Source organism: Methanococcoides seepicolus, assembly GCF_023684405.1.
Classification (GTDB): domain Archaea; phylum Halobacteriota; class Methanosarcinia; order Methanosarcinales; family Methanosarcinaceae; genus Methanococcoides; species Methanococcoides seepicolus.
Genome location: NZ_JAGSOI010000004.1, coordinates 1 through 17,580 on the forward strand (window position 1 = coordinate 1; position 17,580 = coordinate 17,580).

The window sequence follows — 17,580 nt, forward strand, 5'->3', positions numbered from 1 at the left end:
ACTTTACCAACATAATAAAGATATGTCCCATCTTCGACCGGGACGGTTTTAGTGAACACCATCTTTGCGGGGACCGAGCTTGTTGGTGAGTCTCCGGTCACGATGATCTCATCGCCAACGTTCGGGTTTGCAGGTGCTATCTCAAAAGCACCCGCGGAAGGTATCAATAAGAAAAGGCTTAGTGTGATGCACACAAGTAAGCATATTTTTGTGTTCTTGGTCATATGTACTACCAGCTAGTGAACTACCGCCCATTAAAATGGGTGGCTTCCTGCTTCAAAGCCCAGACCAACGTCCGTGACTCCACAGGCTCTATCCGTAGTCCCTACGGTGCATAGATCGAGAATATTGATTGCAGCATTAATGTCTCTGTCAAGCTCAAGTCCACACTCTTGACACCTGTGAACCCTGACAGCTAAACTCTTTTTGACGATGTTTCCACAGCTGCTGCATTTTTGTGATGTGTTGTATGGATTAACCAATTCGACATACTTGCCAGCCTCTTCCGCTTTGCTTTTTGCCATCTGTATCAGTTGACCCCATGCAACATCATGTATTGATTTTGCAAAGTGATGATTTTTAACCATGTTCTTGATACTCAAATCCTCGAACACTATCCTGTCAAACCTGTTGACAAGAGCCCTGCTCAACTTATGGTTAAAATCAAGTCTCTGGTTACGTACCTTTCTGTGAACCTTAGCAACTTTAGTTTTTTGTTTGAGCCGATTCACTGACCCTTTCTTCTTCTTGCTCAGTCTCTTTTGTTGAACTGCAAGGGATCTCTCAGACTTGCGGTAATATGTAGGAGGATCGTACTGATCCCCATTGCTCAGCGTGACACAGGAGTTAAGCCCAACATCAATCCCTATGGATATATTCGGATTGACCTTTTCGGGATTTGCACCCATATCGACAGAGAACACTGCATACCACTGATCGGTTTCACGTTTGATGGAACATGTCTTGATCTTACCCTCTATTTCTCGGTGTTGTTTGATTTTGATATTTCCGATCTTGGAAAGTTTTAGTATAGTTCCTTCGATCTTGAAACCAGATTGAGGATATGTGAAACTGTTGTACCGATCTCTTCCTTTGAATCGTGGATATCCGGGTGTTTCACCTGTTTTACACCGTCTAAAAAAAGCATCAAATGACTTTCCAAGTCTTCTGAGTACATCCTGCTTGATCTGGGATTGTACAGGTATCTTGCACTCGACATACTTGACCTGAGTTATCTGGTCAAATGTCGTTAATCCCTGGTTGCATCTGTCATACGCATTTCGTCTGTCCGCAAGAAACTCGTTATAGATGTATCTGCACACATCAAGAGTTTTGACCAGAACTCTCTCATGTTCTTTGGTCGGGTACAGACGGAATTTGTATGCCTTACGCATATAAGCCTATAGGTTAACAAGGGCTATATACCTTACGAGCCTATGGGTAAACATGAGTACTACAAGTTCAGCCGTGTACGAAAGAAACAATTAAGCGGTATATCGACGGAACGAAAAACCGTAAGAGTGTACGCAATTCATCCACCGGTTTCATTTCGAAGAAATGAAACTCCCATTAAATCTTTGATTTAATGCGAGGTTGAAACCGGTGGTCTTCTTGCTTAGAAGAAAATAAAACTCGATCAGATCTCCTGATCCAAGAGAAATATCATAACCATCACTTCTATGAGTAGATGTGATCGGACAGAGGATAACATCATCAGCCTTCAGATCCACAACTACTAAAGCCGGTCTCTTTTTGGTTGCTGTCAGATCAGAAAATGATGGCAGCACTACTATTGACCCTGCATTGCCATATCTCCGGCATAGCCTATACAGAGAAGGGGGAAAAGAACCACATGGTGCTCCGGGAATCGGACTTTAATTATGCTGACCTGATGGCAGCGTTTCGGGGGTTTGGATTGATGGGGCTTGTGATATGCGAGAGTCCGAAACTGGAGGAGGATGCAATGCTGCTGTAGGATACTTTCAGACAGTGAATTTGGAAAAGGAAGAGGGTAGCCGGGCTTATTTCCGAGCCTTCCTGACAGTGCTGGTTATCAGTGATAACATTATATGCATATCACAAAGTAAAGATAGGTATCACTGATAAGTTTAAGTAGTTATCATAATATAGTGATAACTGTACATGATAAAAAAAGAATCAATTGAGCACAAAGAGATCCTGAATTACATCAAAGATAGCCTGGGCATCTCTTCCGATCACCTGAATACCAGTCTCAGCACATCATATGAGTATTACGTGAGCGATCTACCCCTCCGCCCGGATGCATTACTGGAAGACAATGACACCATATACCTTATAGAGATCAAGTCAAAAGCTACCATCGATACGGTCGCAAGGATGAACCTGCTTCGTGATCTCTGGCTGCAGAATGAAGAGATGGAAAAGAGGAAGAGCATACAACTGGTCGTTGCTGCAAAATCATTCCCTGAAAGGGAAAAACAGATAATGGACCAATTGGGTATCATTATGCTAAAACTTCCCTGGACATTCAAACCCGGCAGCAATGAACAGTTCGGGTCCAAAACCCATCGGATCACATCGGACAAATCATGGAAAATAGTATCCCGTCTGTTGAAGGAGAAAAAGACCTCGATACGCCAATTATCACTCCTCGAAAATGTATCATATGGATGGGCACACAAAACGGTCCAGGCATTGATGCGGCAGAATATTGTGAAACAGGATCACAACCACGTGAGCATTTCAAACGTGGACAAACTGCTCAATGGCGTTGCATGGGAACGCCCGCTTGCAAATCTTAAGATCGATGAGATCCGTATACCGTTCAGCGGGTCCATGCATGCAGCAAGAGAGATCACAGAAGCCTTTGCAATGCAGGATAACATGCCTGTGGGATTCACAACATACACTGCAGCATCACTTTACACAGGTTATGCCGTAAGGCATGATGCGGTCTATCTATACATGAGAGATGAACATCTTGACCATTTCCGGGAATTATTTGAGTCCCATTCGGGAAATACCATAAAGGCAGTGGTCTATAGGCCTGACAGGGACGTATTCCAGGATAGCCGCGAAAAAGAGGGAATCAGGATCGTATCACCCTCGCAGACACTTCTGGACCTGGCCGGAATGGGATATTCTGCAATGGACATTACAAAAGAAATGGTTTCGATGTATGACACGATATGAAAATATGGGCAATATAATCAGATATTCCTTAGATGAATTGGAGGTAATTAGCCAGTACCTTCATGAAAAGGAAGAAAGAGAGGATCCAACAACTGTGCTCATTGGGGACTGGGCAGTGGATTCATATAACTCCTGGTACGGATCCATCGACATAGATCTCATAACGAACGCAAGTACACGAAAGAGCTTAATGCGTCACCTGCGAAATGATCGTGGTTTTACACCATATAAGCTGCCAGGGATACCAACGAGTGTAAAAAAGGAAACTGAAGCAGGTCCGGTCATCATTGATTTTGCAACCAGGCAGAAGCCCTTTCCTTTTGAAGGGAAGGACATGTCTTTAGATTTCAGCATTCTTAACGGGAACACAGAAACAAGGCAAATTCGGGGAGGGATCGAAATGGCAGTACCAAACCGGGCAACATTGCTTGTTTTGAAATTGAAGGCCGTATGGGATCGCAATTATCGAATTGCTCATGGGACAAGTGATGATATTGAATGGGAGACAGGGAAGCTAATAAAAGATTATGCAGATGTTCTTGCATTGATCGATCCCGATCATGGCGGGGAGCAGATAGAGATCTCCGTACTAGGCAGACTAATGGAAAAATACCCATTTCTCGAAAAATGTCTCACTTCAGCATATAATTCGGATGAAGGGATAGAGAAGTATGGCAGGATGTCACAAGATGATGCCAGATCCATTATCGACCGGATGATATCCTTGATCCATTGATCCAACAGTGACACTTTTACGAAGAACTTGCAGACGAGGGCATCAATGTGGTGCTTCTCCCGGAGACCACCGGCAAACCGACCCAGTTAGGCGATCTGGAGGAGACCCTGATGATGGCTTCAGCCATCGAGGGGGTAATGCCCTGCATAGACTTCTCACATCTGCACGCACGCAGCTGCGGGGAGTATAATACTATAGAAGAGTTCCGAAGCGTTTTTGAGAGCGTGGAAAATGCGCTTGGAAGGGTTGGGCTGGACAGCATGCATTGCCATATCTCCGGCATAGCCTATACGGAGAAGGGGGAGAAGAACCACCTGCTGCACCAGGAATCGGATTATAATTATATCGACCTCATGGCAGTATTTCATGAGTTCGACATAAAGGGGCTTGTGATCTGTGAAAGCCCGAATCTCGAAGAGGATGCCCTTCTTTTGAGAAATACCTTCTCAAACTAATATCGATATGAACGGTAACGAAAGGACGAAATGGGTCCTTATGGAAACTTTTAAAAAAACTTCCAGTCGAAACCATTATTTACTAACAGAACAACAATATAAAAATTAAAAGACATTATCAAAGATAATGGCAAGTTCTGTGATAAAAAAAGCAGAGCATGTCGAAAAGGCGGTACTTATGAGCAGATTATACACTGGAATAACATTAGTTTTGTCCCTATTTATCACATTCTCATTCATAACAGTGGCATCTGCTACCATGAATGACGAATACATAATGGAAATAAGCATTGATGAGAACCACGTCAGTTTTGCCGATCATAATGGCACAGCAGAAGGCAACTGGATATCCTTAAGCGGCGGGGAAACCTTCAAAATACCCGAACCTTTCACATTCACCTACAACGGCATAAACAGTAAGAATGCCATCATAAAAGGGAGGAACGTCACCGTTGAGCTTAACGTGGAAAACAATACGGACCACGTTATCACCTACCCCTACGACACCCACCAGATGTACGTGGCAGGATCCGGACTGGACGATGTATCCTTCACCTTCCACGGCTCCGACCACTTCGCTAACAGAGAAGTGGACGTATATCTTTTCAACTCATCCATAGTAGACCTGAAACACGTCCTTGATGACCTCATGGAAGGAAACACAGCAAGTGCTCATGCGATCTATGACAACTCACAGGAATCAGAAGCTGTCCTTGATGGCAACGGCGACATGTCAATGACCTACAACGACATGAATCCCGGCTCCTACTCAATAATGATCATCCACACCGATGACATCACCGAAGAGAACATACTGCTCTCCGCCACTGCTTTCGAGGTCCTCGACTACAGCGCCGACCTGAGAACGACACGCAACAGCAACAACGTTCAGCTCGACATCACCGTGGAAGATGCACCCGATAAGACCTACACCTACGGCGCCATACTCATAAAAGAAAGCGCTTATACCACCGATGTCCGCGTAGAGTTCGATGGCACCCTGAACGGATTCGATGTTCTCATGAACGGCGTTCCCATAATCGAGGGGTTCGACCTCGTGGGCATGTCCAAGGACGACATTGACGGCGCAGAATTAGAGGAATGTCTCACCGACATCTTCGGAGCAGACAACATCTCCATAGTCTACGAAGCGGTATATGGTACCAATGCAACATTATATGCAGACACCACCGGCCTTTCCGAAGGAGATTACCTCGTATTCGCAGGAGTTACCTCCGACCACGACATGGTCGCCTTTGAACAGTATGAAATGTACATCACCCAGGTAGGGATGGACCTTTTCGGAGGTCCAGGCGACGAGATAATTATCAATGACACAAGGAACGGGATACGCGTGATCATTGGCTTGAACCAGAGCCTAACGAATGGTATGCTCCAGATCGAGAAAAGTACAACATTGCCAAATAACGTCACCCAGCCACTGTTCTACACTCCTGCAGGCTTTGCCACATTCACAGCGAATGACAACCTCAGCCAGGCAATGGCCTACGCCTACATCTACATAGACTGCCCGCACCATTGCCTGAACGGACTTGACCCAAATGCAATGAGGTTCCACTGGTATGACGAGAACAGCACCAACTGGGTACAGCTGGAACCGGGAAACCCGCCATGCTGCCTTGAGACCGGCCAGTACAACACAGAGCACATCTGTTGCTGTTGGGCCAAAGTGACCCACTTCTCCACATACACAAGTGGTACTTACCACCCATATGATGCAAACAAAGACGGCATGATCAGCATTGATGAGGTAAACACTACAATCGATGACTACTACGCAGGTCAAACCAGCATTAGAATGGTAAGTGAAATAATTGATCTATACCGCATGGGTGGATCATATTGCAAGTAATGGGGGGTTCAATATGAAAATACCAAAAAGTATCAAATTGTTTGGAATCCTAAGTTTAGTGTGCCTAATGACACTCTCGATGGTCTCAGCAGCAGCAGATCTTAATGTCTGCAGGGACCTTCCGACAAGTGCCAACCCGGGTGAAACAATAACTGTGACTCTGGACATCACACTTGATGGCGCAGACAAGACCGTCATCGAAGACAATGTACCTGCAGGATGGAACGTAAGCAATCCATCTGGTAGTGGATTAGTCGTTGATGCAAATACAGTAAGCTGGATTGACGTCAACGCAGCATTAGGTGTCGAACAGTTGACCTATGACGTCACAATCCCTGGAGATGCAGCACTGGGAACATACACATTTGATGGAATGTTCGACCTAGCGGTAGCAGCTCCTGGAGTCCAGCCAATTGACTGTGACACCCAGATGGAAGTGGTGGAAGTTGTAGTAGAGCCAAGCAGTGGTGGCAGCAGTGGTACCAGCAGTGGTACCAGCAGTGGCGGCAGCAGTGGCGGCAGCAGTGGAGCAACCGGCGAAACCTTCGAGAACATTGTAAAGAAAGAAGTAAAGAGTGCATACGTGATGAATGGTGCTAAAGTATCATACCAATTCAATGAAAAAGAAAACAATATCGATTTCATCAAATTCGATGCACTGAAGAACTCCGGTATGATCTCCGTTACGATCGAGACGCTCAAAGATACATCCGCACTGGTAAAGACCAATCCAGCCGGAAAAGTTTATCAGAACATGAACATTTGGGTTGGAAAAGCAGGATATGCAACACCAAATGACATAGTCAACCCGGTCATTGGATTTAGGGTGGAGAGATCATGGATCGGTGCAAATGACATCGATGGATCCGCAATAAAACTGAACAGATATCACGATGGGACATGGAACCCTCTGCCAACCACGAAGGTGCAGGAATCCAAGGATTACATCTACTTCGAAGCAAAAACACCTGGATTTTCACCGTTTGCAATAACCGGCGAGACAAACAGTGTTGTATCCGAGGATGAAGGGCTAACTGGTACAGATACGAACACTTCGACAGAAGGGTCCGAAGATCGAACGACATCGTATAAGGGAGAAAATCGCACAACGTCCGCAGATGCAAAAACTTCGATAGGCAATATAACTATGTTACTATCGTTTGCCACGATCATCGGATTTATGGGATACATTAAACGCGATGATATCAGGAAATATCTTAAGAAAAAATAAGAGGGTGAAGCCCCTCTTTCTTTTTATTTATTTGATTTTTGGTCCCGAATTTAATGTAGCGCCTTTTATTTGCAAGATGATGCGAGAATCCTTTTTTAAAAAAAGCAGTGTGTGAAAGTAATACCCAGCGGTAAATTTCCTTTAGCTCTTCATAACATTGGCATAGCAGTCATACTTGGAAGCAATGGCTCCATAGTTAACCAAGATCCCACATCACACATAATTATCTCAATTTCACCCATACCTTTCAAATAACGGTAAAGGATCAGATCACATCACAAGAGCTGACCTTCCACTACCTTTTATTTCCATCCCCTCATGCTCCAGAAGCAGGACCTTGTTTTCCAGACCACTTGAGAATCCGGTGAGCTTTCCTGAAGAACCGATCACCCGATGACACGGAATGATGATCAGTATAGGATTTGCACCGATAGCACCCCCTACGGCCCGCTCAGCTTTCGGCCTACCGATCATTTTTGCAATATCGGCATAGGTCACAGTCGTTCCAAGCGGTATTTCTGTGAGGGCATCCCATACCAGCTTCTGAAAGCAAGTGCCTTCGGGAGTCAATCTGATGTCGAACTCTTTCAAATTACCTTTGAAATATTGCCCCAATTGTTCCTTAACATCTGAAAAAAGAACTTCATCACGAATCCAGTCTGAAGGAATGATAAAGTCATTCTTGCCTTTGATCAGACATACTTTTTTCAAGCCGTCATTGTCGCCTGTGATAAGGAGCTCACCCACAAGGCCTGTTTGCATTAGATCGTAGTACATGTTCATTTCTTTGTTATTTGTATTATATAGACAGATATCAATCGAACCATCCCCTGACTGCAAATGTGGTCACCGCCACTATCAGACCGAAAATACCTGCCAAAAGGAAAACTGTTTGCAGACCGAAGTAGAGCAGTACCACACCCAGCAGCACCGGTGCAGCGCTTTGTCCCAGATATTTCATGGTATTGTGAATGGACAGAACACCACCCCTTGCCCTCGCAGGTGAGATCTGTATGATCTGCGAGTCAATACTGGCCTGTGCAAGACCAAAACCGGCACCGAAGAAAAGAAGAAGCAGGAACAGGACAGGAAGCTGAACATTCAGAGAGATGAGAAATATCGGTACACCCATAAGGATAAAACCGGACCCTATGAGCACTGGAAGCGATAGCCTTGTAGCAAGCTTCTTTATGTTGGAAGCCACCAGAATGATAGCAAATCCCTGAATGGAGAGCACAAGCCCTGCTTCCTTTGCAGCGAACCCGAATACTTCCTGCAGCATGAACGGAATGTAAACCACAATTGAGAATAGCAGGAAGAAGATCGCGAAACTTAAGAAGACCGTATAAGCAATTCTCTTGTCCTTCAATGCCCGAAGCGCTTCGCCAAGCCCTTTGGCATTTTCATGGTGCCCAGGATCTTTTGTTTCCGGAAGCAACACCCACACCAGAAGGGCAAATGGCAGGGAGAGGACGTAGAACAGGAACGGATAGTTCCACCCCACTGTGGCCAGACCTCCACCAATAAGAGGTGCCGTAACAGAACCAATGGCTATGGCCATACTTATCCTTCCCATGGATTGAATACGGTCAAGCCCTTCATAGACATCCCCTATGACCAGCATTATCAGTGACATCATACCGGCTATCCCTATACCCTGAACGAACCTCAACACAAGCAACGTTTCAAGGTCCATCGCAAAGAAACTGAAATACCCCATCAGACCGTTGAGAACAAGACAGGGAACAAGGATGGTCTTCCTATTGACCCTGTCCACAAAATGGCCAATTACCAGCGAAAAGATGGCTGTGGAGATGGTATAGACGGTCATCAACTGTGCAACTTCGTGGGGCATCCTGCCAAGCGGTCCAACCATCTGCGGAAGGACAGGAGCAAGTATAGCACCACCTGCCATTGCAAAGAAGGCGGTTGCTGCAAGGAATGCAAGGTGATAGGGTTTGAATTGCATTTTTAGAGATCCTTGGAGAGTTTGGTCTTAGATAGGATATGATGTTTAATTAACTGCACTGTACCACCAGGAAAGAGAGAAAAGGGTAATGGGAAGAGGAAAAACAAAAAGGAAATACTTGTCGAAGATTGAACGCTCATATAGTCTTGGCCGGTGAAAATCATACACGAACTTGATAGGCCCTGAGATCGTGTATTTCGCTGGCAGAAGACATTCATCATAACATACTAAACTTTAATAAAGATAGAAAGCGATCAATGCAGACAGAAGTGTTGAGAAGACACAAAGAAGAAGATAAACGATAGCAAATGCCACTTTGAAATTTCCATCATAAAACTTTTTTAGAGTTACATATGCTGCCAGATAAAATGCAACACATAGAATTATAAAAAATGAATAGTCCAAAAATGAAGGTGTAGAGCCATAATAACCTACAACATAATCATTAGATACCAACCATTATCACCTTCCATCACATATGTTGATATTTTATATAACTGTTCCTTTTTGTTACAAAGATGCCGGGTGCCGTAGCCTAGACACAAATATTCAGAATAATCGAACATAAGAAAAATTACAATAGAAGTATTAGAAGCAGAAAATAACATATACAGAGAGAAAAAAGCCTCGGGCGTGATTTGAACACGCGACCTAGTGATTACAAATCACTCGCTCTGCCGGGCTGAGCCACCGAGGCGCTATTGAAACGTACCCATACAATGCATAATAACAAATAAATGTTATGGTTGAATGTAGAGTGGTAGATATACTATGTGGCAAGAAATGGCAAAATTCGGGAAAAAGCTTGTGGACCACGGGCTTGTAGAGTCTAATTTCGGGAACATCAGTGTGCGTGTTGGAAGAAGTATGATAATAACACGGACAGGTGCGGCACTGGATGAGATAGAGGAGAAAAGTGTGGTAGAAGTGCCCATCGAAAATACATCAGCGCTTGACGTACTGGCATCTTCAGAGGCATCGGTCCATCGTAACATCTATCAGGGAACTGATGCAAAAGCGATCGTTCATGCGCATTGCCCCTATTCCGTCACACAGACGCTCATTACGGATTCGGATAAGATAATACCTATTGACAGTGAAGGAAAGCTTTTCCTGAAGGAGATACCCATCGTTAAAGGCGGTATCGGTTCTAAAGAAGTAGGAGAAGGAGCTGTTAAGGCGTTTGAAGAGCATCGAGGAATGGTAGTCTACAGCCATGGACCGTTCGCAATAGGTGAGACACTATCAGAAGCATACATAATAATGACACAGATCGAACATTCATGCAGAATAAAGTATCTTGTAGACCTTGCCAAAAAATAAATCCATACGAAAAGAACCAAAAAAACTAATAGTCAATATACGATAATAGACTCCTAATATTATTGAACATACAAGGAACAGCCATGACCATTGATTCATTCAGACCGGCAGCTACAAGGATACTCGACCCGATAGCAAGAAGCGTAGCGAACAAAGGCATATCACCAAACGCTCTCTCAGTGGGTTCACTGGTATGCGCTGCACTTGCAGGTATCTCATTCTATTTTTCTGTGGACAACCCCTTAAGTGCACTCATAGCGATATTATTTGTTGCCCTTAACTCATTCCTTGATGCCCTCGATGGTGCAGTCGCAAGGTACCTTCGCAAAGACAGTAAAAAAGGCGATTTCCTTGACCATGTCATTGACAGATATTCCGATGTTTTCATAATATGCGGAATGTTCTTCGGAGGACATGTCCATTGGCAGATAGGCACCATAGCCATTGTCTGTGTACTTCTGACCAGCTATCTTGGAACCCAGGCACAGGCACTGGGTATCGGCAGGTTCTATGGCGGCATCATGGGTCGGGCTGACAGGCTTGTACTGATACTGATAGCATCCCTTGCCTACTACATCTACAGTGAAGCGATCTTCGGATACACGATCATCGGGTGGTCTCTCGTAGTGATAGCCATTGGCAGCCATATTACAGCCATACAGAGAATGGGCAGCATATGGAAGCGCCTCTGAGACATGACATATTGACCCATCTGATCGTTCTGGAATAGTTTAAAGTAGAGCAAAGACCATCTAAAAATTATGCAGTCCACTGAAGTAAAATATGAATATCTTGAACATACTGCGGATGCAAAGTTCAGAGCCTACGGCAAAACAAAGGAAGATGCTTTTGCAAATGCTGCGGAAGCTATGTTCAATGTGATGATAAATACATCAAAAGTGGACTGCAAGCACAGAGAAGATATCATCGTCAATGCACCAGAGATCGATGAACTGCTTGTTGAGTGGCTCTCAGAGCTTCTATTTCTTTTCGAAGTGGATTTCCTCGCATTCGGGGAGTTCAAGGTTGAAAATATAACAGAAAAGGATGGAGAATTCGAATTATCAGGTCATGCATGCGGTGAAGAGATAGACCTTGAAAGGCATGAGATCGATACAGAGGTCAAGGCAGTGACATACAATGATCTGAGAGTGGAAGAGACCGAGAACGGATCCATGGTCCAGGTCACTGTCGATACATGAAATTAACGAATATTATCGATGATACACTAAGAACAATATCATCAAGGGGTGGGATACATGGAAAGCGGAAATAAAATAACTGATTTGCTCACGAAGATAGATGATAATATCTGGGAGATACCTGAGGACTACTCGCCTGGAATGAACGTTCCGGGAAGGATATACCTTTCAGAGAAGCTCATCCGGGACCTCGAGCCGGAAACACTTGACCAGGTGGCAAATGTGGCAAAATTACCGGGGATACAGAAATTCTCCATGGCAATGCCTGATGCCCATCTGGGCTACGGTTTCCCCATAGGAGGCGTTGCAGCCTTTGATGAAGAGGAAGGAGTTATCAGCCCGGGAGGCGTGGGTTTTGATATTAACTGCGGTGTAAGGCTTTTACGATCCAACCTTACGGTCGATGAGGTCCGCCCGAAGATGAAAGAACTTACAGAGAGGATGTTCGAGGCAGTGCCATCGGGTGTCGGGTCAAAAAGCCGTCTGAGAGTTACAGACAGCGAACTCGATGATATATTCCTGCATGGCTCGAAGTGGGCAGTGGAGAACGGTTATGGGGAAAAGACCGACCTTGAGCACTGTGAAGGCGGCGGGTGTATCGAAGGCGGAGATATTGGTCACATAAGCATCAAGGCACGAAAGAGGGGGAGACCACAAGCGGGAACCCTTGGAAGCGGGAATCATTTCCTTGAAGTGCAATATGTTGATAAGATATATGACCAGGAGGCTGCTGATGCTTTTGGACTGGAAGAAGGTCAGGTCAGTTTTATGATACATTGCGGTTCACGCGGCACAGGTCATCAGATCTGTACGGACCATATCAAGACGATGTCACAGGCTTCGAAGAAATACGGCATACAACTTCCAGATAAGCAACTCGCATGTGCTCCGGCGCAGTCCGAAGAAGCACAGAACTACTTCGGGTCAATGATATGTGCCGCCAACTATGCGTGGAACAACCGCCAGATGATCACGCACTGGACAAGGGATGTTATCGCAGACACATTCAGGTCGGATATTGACGAGCTGGGATTAGAACTTGTCTATGATGTGGCACACAACGTGGCAAAGCTCGAAGAGCATGAGGTTGACGGCAAAAAGAAGAACGTCTACGTCCACCGTAAAGGTGCTACAAGGGCATTCCCAAGGGGACATAAGGAAGTTCCTTTAAAATATCGTGATGTCGGGCAGCCTGTGCTTATCCCCGGAAGCATGGGCACAGCATCCTATGTACTTCACGGAGGAGATCGATCAATGGACATCTCGTTCGGAAGTGCATGTCATGGTGCCGGCAGGGTGATGAGCCGTTCACATGCTAAAAAGGAGTTCCAAGGAGAAGATATCAAGATGCAACTTGAGAAAAGGGGCATTACGGTCAGGTCTGCACATCCAGCTGTCATTGCAGAAGAAGCTCCCGGCGTTTACAAATCCAGTAGCGAAGTGGTCAATGTGGTCCACGAACTGGATATCGCAAGAAAGGTAGCAAAAATGATGCCCATGGGCGTTATTAAAGGCTGATATGTAAAAGATATGTTAAGGATATAAGGGCGACATGAATATATTGGCCCTTATATCGTATGGCATCAGACTAATTTATCAAAAAAGCAAAGCTTTCAGGTCAATACCACAAAAGAAGATAACAAGAGAGTGAGGAAACGGTTGTTTGAGGGGATGAATGGTTTGCTTGATTACAGTCATTTACAACACAAAAGTTTGCAAGCAATCTTCCCGTTTCCTCAATATAAAGATTGATATAATATTATTTAAAGCTGATTGGTACCATTTAAATATAAAAGTTGTTATGCCAACAATTCGATGCCGAAACATATTTTCGACCGATACTATTTTTAAGTGCAATACATAATCTTGCGTCCATGGATAAAAATGCGAAAATGCTGAAAAAAGTTCGTGTCATGGCTGACTACCAGTTTGGAAAAGGATGCGGAGAAATTCTGTTCCCCGAGGACTCAACATTCCAGCTCTCAAGGACAAAACGTATCCGACAGATAATGAGCCAAGGCAAACGTATTGCGACCGTAAGAGCAAGGGATGGAACTTTCACATTGAGCATGGATGCTGCAACAGTTATACACAAACACATACCTGCGCCAGGTTCAAGGGTCACTGTCTGTGATGATGCTGTGCCTTTCGTCTCCAAGGGCAAGACCACATTTGCAAAACATGTAACTGCCATAGACCCTGAACTTCGGAGCGGGGATGAGGTCATCGTTGTCGATGAGAACGACATGGTTATCGCAACAGGACAGTTGGTGTTGTCCCCTGAAGAGATCGAAGCCCTTGATACCGGTGCCGCGGTCGATGTCAGGTGCGGATGCGAACAATGAGCTTTCTCTTGCAAAACAGCAGGCAGACTTCAAAATCTACACATAGCAACAGGTTAAATAAGCTGATAGAGCATACATAATCTCAAATCATCCCCACCGGAGAGTGAAAATATCGCAGAAGAGGGACTCCTGAAGACATTTGTCATTCCTGACAATACAAAAATGGAAGAACGGAACATCGTTCTTGATGGTGATATCGTAGTGGGCAACCATTCCGACATACGCTATGGAATTATCGCCAAAGCTGCCATACTCGGTGAAAGGGTAGAGGTTTCAGGTGACATAGTTGCCAGCTCAGATGTAAGGATAGATATCTGGTCACACATCGGTGGGAACGTCAAGACAAAAGAGAACGCTTACATCGGTGAGTTCGTCACCATTGATGGAAGGCTCGTTGTAAAAGGCGACCTTGACATTGGAAATGATGTGAAGATCAGCAGCGGTTTCGAAGCAAAGGGCTGGATCGTTGTAAGGAACCCGATTCCTGTTATAGCATACCTGTTCCTTTATTTGACAGAACTTTTACGCATGGGCAAGGATGAAGAGGTCGAAAAGGCGCTTGATGAGCTTTTCGATGAAGAAGTAGAGACCATAGGAAATCTCGCCATGATCGTCCCGAACGGTTCTAAGATATCCATAGATTCCATCAGAGTACCAGCCACAGCGTCCATAGGCAACAATTGTCGCCTTGTCGGCAATATCCGTGCTTCCACACTCGAGATGGGAAATGATACTACGCTTTATGGAAGTATCCGCACCCTTAATACAGTGGACCTCGGGGAAGATAATATCATACACGGGAACATTGTATCCAGAGGTGATATATACATCAACAAGGGAACACATGTTCTTGGTGAGATAAATGCCAATTCCATAAAGATACACGAAAGTGCACGTGTTGACGGTGTCATGAGAGCACCCGGAGGAATTATCTTCGTAAGGGAAGATAATGAGATCCTCAATGAAAATGAACTTATGACGCTTGATATTTGACCATTACTAACTATTTAGAGGCTTTTTATGACCAAAGAGACAACTCTATCAAAAGATTATAATTCAATCGTTGAAAAGGATTCAAAGTATGTAATGCAGACATACACTCGCCAGCCATTAGCACTTGAAAGCGGACAGGGTTCAATAGTCCGTGATATTGAGGGCAGGGAATATATCGACTGCGTTGCAGGTATCGCTGTGAACAATGTTGGACACTGCCACCCGAAAGTGGTCGAAGCTCTCAGCAAGCAGGCAGGCAAGCTCATACACACGTCCAATCTCTATTACACGGACGTCCAGGCAAACTTTGCTGAAGAACTTGTAAATATTTCAGGCATGGGACGTGTATTTTTCTGCAATTCCGGAACCGAAGCCGTGGAAGCTGCAATGAAACTGGCAAGGGTTGCCACCGGCAAGAAAGAATTCATCGCTGCCGAGAACTCATTCCACGGAAGGACCATGGGTTCACTGACAGTCACATACAAATCCATTTACAGGACACCTTTCGAGCCACTTATACAGGGAGAGAGATTCGTAGCCTATAACGATGCACAGGCCATAAGGGATACAATTACAGAAGATACTGCTGCCGTCATTGTAGAGCCTATACAGGGAGAAGGCGGCATAAATGTGCCTTCCGATGAATACCTGAGAGAAGTGCGTGAGATATGTGATGAGAACGAGATGCTCCTGATATTCGATGAAGTGCAGACAGGATTTGGAAGGACAGGTAAATGGTTCTGCAAGGACCATTCAAAGGTCGAACCGGATATCATGACCATGGCAAAGGCTATCGGCGGCGGATTCCCAATGGGCGCTATTGTGGCACGTGATGGAATTTCATTTGGAAAGAGCCAGCATGCTGCAACTTTCGGTGGAGGACCACTTGCTTGTGCCTCAGCTCTGGCATCTATCAATGTAATAAAGGATGAGAAGCTGGTGGAACGCTCGGCAGAGATGGGGCAATACTTCATGGACAAGCTCAATTCCCTTGATAACGACAGCATTGTCGAAGTTCGTGGACGCGGTCTTATGATCGGTGTAGAAATAAACAAGGCTTGTGCAGACATCGTAGACCTTGCAAGGGATAATGGCATTCTCTTAAACTGCACCTCCGAGAAGGTACTCCGCATAGCACCTCCACTGATCATTACAAAGGAACAGATAGACAAGGTGGTCGAGATCATTGCCCAGATATGAACTGATAAAGGATGAGATAGCATCCATTGCCAAATATGTCCCCGGCAAGTCCATCGAGGATATCGTGCAGACCTACGGGCTTGAACCATCCTCGATCATCAAACTCGGATCGAACGAGAACCCGCTCGGACCTTCACCAAAAGCTGTCGAAGCACTCATAGAGAATGCACAGGGAATCAGTATCTACCCTTCAGCAGATGCACGCGAACTTGTGGATGCGATATCTGAGTATACAGACATACCTGCAGCCAATATTGTTGCATCCGGTCCCGGGATGGATGGATTGCTGGACGGACTGGCAAGACTTGTCATAACTAACGGTGACGAAGTGGTGATCACTACCCCTACCTTCTCCTACTATGAGATAGCTGCACGTGCCAACGGTGCAACTACGGTATATGTCCAGCGTGAAAAGGACTTTTCGATCAATGTGGATAAATTACTGGCAGCCATCACACCGAACACGAAGATCATCTTCCTGTGTTCTCCAAACAACCCTTCAGGAAATGTCATTCCTGAAGAAGACATACTGAAGATCGCAGCAGCTACCGATGCACTTGTTTTCGTGGATGAGGCATATGTGGAATTTGCCGAGAAGAATGTTGCACATCTTGTACCCCAACATGACAACATCATTGTGGGCAGGACATTTTCAAAGGCATTCGGTCTTGCAGGTATGAGAATGGGATACGGCATCATGCCGGAGTGGCTCAGAGAAGAGTACATGAAAATAGCAACCCCCTTCAATGTCAGTACGGCTGCAATGGCCGCAGGGATAGCTGCCCTCTCAGACATCGAACATCTGAATAAAAGTATCGAACTTGCAGTTAAAGGAAAGAAGTTCCTTCAGGAAGAATTGCCTTTCAAGGTCTACGATACACAGGCTAACTTCGTACTTGTCGATGTAGCACCACACAAAGCACGCGATGTCACTAACGAATTGCTCAAAAAGGGCATCATTGTGCGTGACTGCACCTCCTTTGCACATGCCGGCGTATCACTCATACGTGTGACCATTGGAACACGAGAACAGAATGAGAAGGTCGTAAAGGCCTTCTCCGATATCTGACTGCTACTCT

General features: G+C 45.1%; 18 protein-coding genes, 1 tRNA gene and 1 pseudogene. 14 read left to right on the forward strand and 6 right to left on the reverse strand.

The features are described from left to right. The 3 genes and pseudogenes from KDK67_RS01580 to KDK67_RS01590 all read right to left on the reverse strand — a co-directional run. Positions 1 to 224, reverse strand: a pseudogene (locus KDK67_RS01580) (hypothetical protein); the annotation flags it as partial. A gap of 30 nt (positions 225 to 254) precedes the next feature. Next, entirely contained in the window at positions 255 to 1,394 is a 1,140-nt protein-coding gene (locus KDK67_RS01585; RefSeq protein ID WP_250867095.1) for an RNA-guided endonuclease InsQ/TnpB family protein, read from the reverse strand. Positions 1,395 to 1,544: 150 nt separating this feature from the next. After that, complete coding sequence (locus KDK67_RS01590; RefSeq protein ID WP_250867096.1) at positions 1,545 to 1,787, reverse strand: type II toxin-antitoxin system PemK/MazF family toxin; 243 nt, start codon at positions 1,785 to 1,787, stop codon at positions 1,545 to 1,547. A gap of 65 nt (positions 1,788 to 1,852) precedes the next feature. Here KDK67_RS01590 and KDK67_RS14220 point away from each other — a divergent pair, with 65 nt between their 5' ends. The 6 genes from KDK67_RS14220 to KDK67_RS01615 all read left to right on the forward strand — a co-directional run bounded on the left by KDK67_RS14220 (position 1,853) and on the right by KDK67_RS01615 (position 7,469). Continuing rightward, a complete protein-coding gene (locus tag KDK67_RS14220; RefSeq protein WP_276575027.1) occupies positions 1,853 to 1,975 on the forward strand; it encodes a hypothetical protein in 123 nt (40 codons plus the stop codon). Positions 1,976 to 2,142: 167 nt separating this feature from the next. After that, complete coding sequence (locus KDK67_RS01595; protein WP_250867097.1) at positions 2,143 to 3,174, forward strand: hypothetical protein; 1,032 nt, start codon at positions 2,143 to 2,145, stop codon at positions 3,172 to 3,174. Continuing rightward, a complete protein-coding gene (locus KDK67_RS01600; protein ID WP_250867098.1) occupies positions 3,161 to 3,910 on the forward strand; it encodes a nucleotidyl transferase AbiEii/AbiGii toxin family protein in 750 nt (249 codons plus the stop codon). The genes KDK67_RS01595 and KDK67_RS01600 overlap by 14 nt, the downstream gene beginning before the upstream one ends. A 50-nt stretch (positions 3,911 to 3,960) precedes the next feature. Further along, a complete protein-coding gene (locus KDK67_RS01605) occupies positions 3,961 to 4,365 on the forward strand; it encodes a TIM barrel protein (RefSeq protein ID WP_250867169.1) in 405 nt (134 codons plus the stop codon). Between the two features lie 127 nt (positions 4,366 to 4,492). Further along, positions 4,493 to 6,238, forward strand: coding sequence for a TIGR04279 domain-containing protein (locus KDK67_RS01610; RefSeq protein WP_250867099.1), 1,746 nt, complete (start codon positions 4,493 to 4,495; stop codon positions 6,236 to 6,238). 67 nt (positions 6,239 to 6,305) lie between these two features. Further along, a complete protein-coding gene (locus tag KDK67_RS01615) occupies positions 6,306 to 7,469 on the forward strand; it encodes a PGF-pre-PGF domain-containing protein (protein WP_250867100.1) in 1,164 nt (387 codons plus the stop codon). A 270-nt stretch (positions 7,470 to 7,739) separates the two neighbouring features. On the opposite strand, the gene KDK67_RS01620 is transcribed toward KDK67_RS01615, so the two are convergent. The 3 genes from KDK67_RS01620 to KDK67_RS01630 all read right to left on the reverse strand — a co-directional run bounded on the left by KDK67_RS01620 (position 7,740) and on the right by KDK67_RS01630 (position 10,135). Then, a complete protein-coding gene (locus tag KDK67_RS01620; RefSeq protein WP_338101223.1) occupies positions 7,740 to 8,246 on the reverse strand; it encodes a methylated-DNA--[protein]-cysteine S-methyltransferase in 507 nt (168 codons plus the stop codon). Between the two features lie 37 nt (positions 8,247 to 8,283). Next, positions 8,284 to 9,438 carry an MFS transporter gene (locus KDK67_RS01625; protein WP_250867102.1) on the reverse strand — a complete coding sequence of 385 codons (1,155 nt, stop codon included), beginning with the start codon at positions 9,436 to 9,438 and terminating at the stop codon, positions 8,284 to 8,286. A gap of 623 nt (positions 9,439 to 10,061) precedes the next feature. Further along, positions 10,062 to 10,135 (reverse strand) — tRNA-Thr (locus KDK67_RS01630). Positions 10,136 to 10,221: 86 nt separating this feature from the next. Between KDK67_RS01630 and KDK67_RS01635 the strand changes: the two genes are divergently transcribed. The 8 genes from KDK67_RS01635 to hisC all read left to right on the forward strand — a co-directional run bounded on the left by KDK67_RS01635 (position 10,222) and on the right by hisC (position 17,570). Further along, positions 10,222 to 10,761 (forward strand): aldolase, encoded by a 540-nt coding sequence (locus KDK67_RS01635; RefSeq protein ID WP_338101221.1) that lies wholly within the window; start codon positions 10,222 to 10,224, stop codon positions 10,759 to 10,761. A gap of 83 nt (positions 10,762 to 10,844) precedes the next feature. Next, the gene (gene pgsA, locus KDK67_RS01640) at positions 10,845 to 11,453 is read left to right on the forward strand and encodes an archaetidylinositol phosphate synthase (RefSeq protein WP_250867104.1); all 609 of its coding nucleotides are present in this window, start codon (positions 10,845 to 10,847) and stop codon (positions 11,451 to 11,453) included. 69 nt (positions 11,454 to 11,522) lie between these two features. Further along, complete coding sequence (locus KDK67_RS01645; protein WP_250867105.1) at positions 11,523 to 11,963, forward strand: archease; 441 nt, start codon at positions 11,523 to 11,525, stop codon at positions 11,961 to 11,963. 57 nt (positions 11,964 to 12,020) lie between these two features. Then, positions 12,021 to 13,481, forward strand: a complete 1,461-nt coding sequence (locus KDK67_RS01650; RefSeq protein ID WP_276575028.1) for an RtcB family protein — start codon at positions 12,021 to 12,023, stop codon at positions 13,479 to 13,481. A 356-nt stretch (positions 13,482 to 13,837) separates the two neighbouring features. After that, a complete protein-coding gene (locus KDK67_RS01655; protein WP_250867106.1) occupies positions 13,838 to 14,308 on the forward strand; it encodes a PUA domain-containing protein in 471 nt (156 codons plus the stop codon). Positions 14,309 to 14,470: 162 nt separating this feature from the next. Further along, positions 14,471 to 15,301, forward strand: a complete 831-nt coding sequence (locus KDK67_RS01660; RefSeq protein WP_250867107.1) for a polymer-forming cytoskeletal protein — start codon at positions 14,471 to 14,473, stop codon at positions 15,299 to 15,301. Between the two features lie 27 nt (positions 15,302 to 15,328). Continuing rightward, positions 15,329 to 16,501 (forward strand): acetylornithine transaminase, encoded by a 1,173-nt coding sequence (locus KDK67_RS01665; RefSeq protein WP_250867108.1) that lies wholly within the window; start codon positions 15,329 to 15,331, stop codon positions 16,499 to 16,501. After that, positions 16,488 to 17,570, forward strand: a complete 1,083-nt coding sequence (gene hisC / locus KDK67_RS01670; RefSeq protein ID WP_250867109.1) for a histidinol-phosphate transaminase — start codon at positions 16,488 to 16,490, stop codon at positions 17,568 to 17,570. Before KDK67_RS01665 ends, hisC begins: the two co-directional genes overlap by 14 nt. Positions 17,571 to 17,580 lie beyond the last annotated feature (10 nt).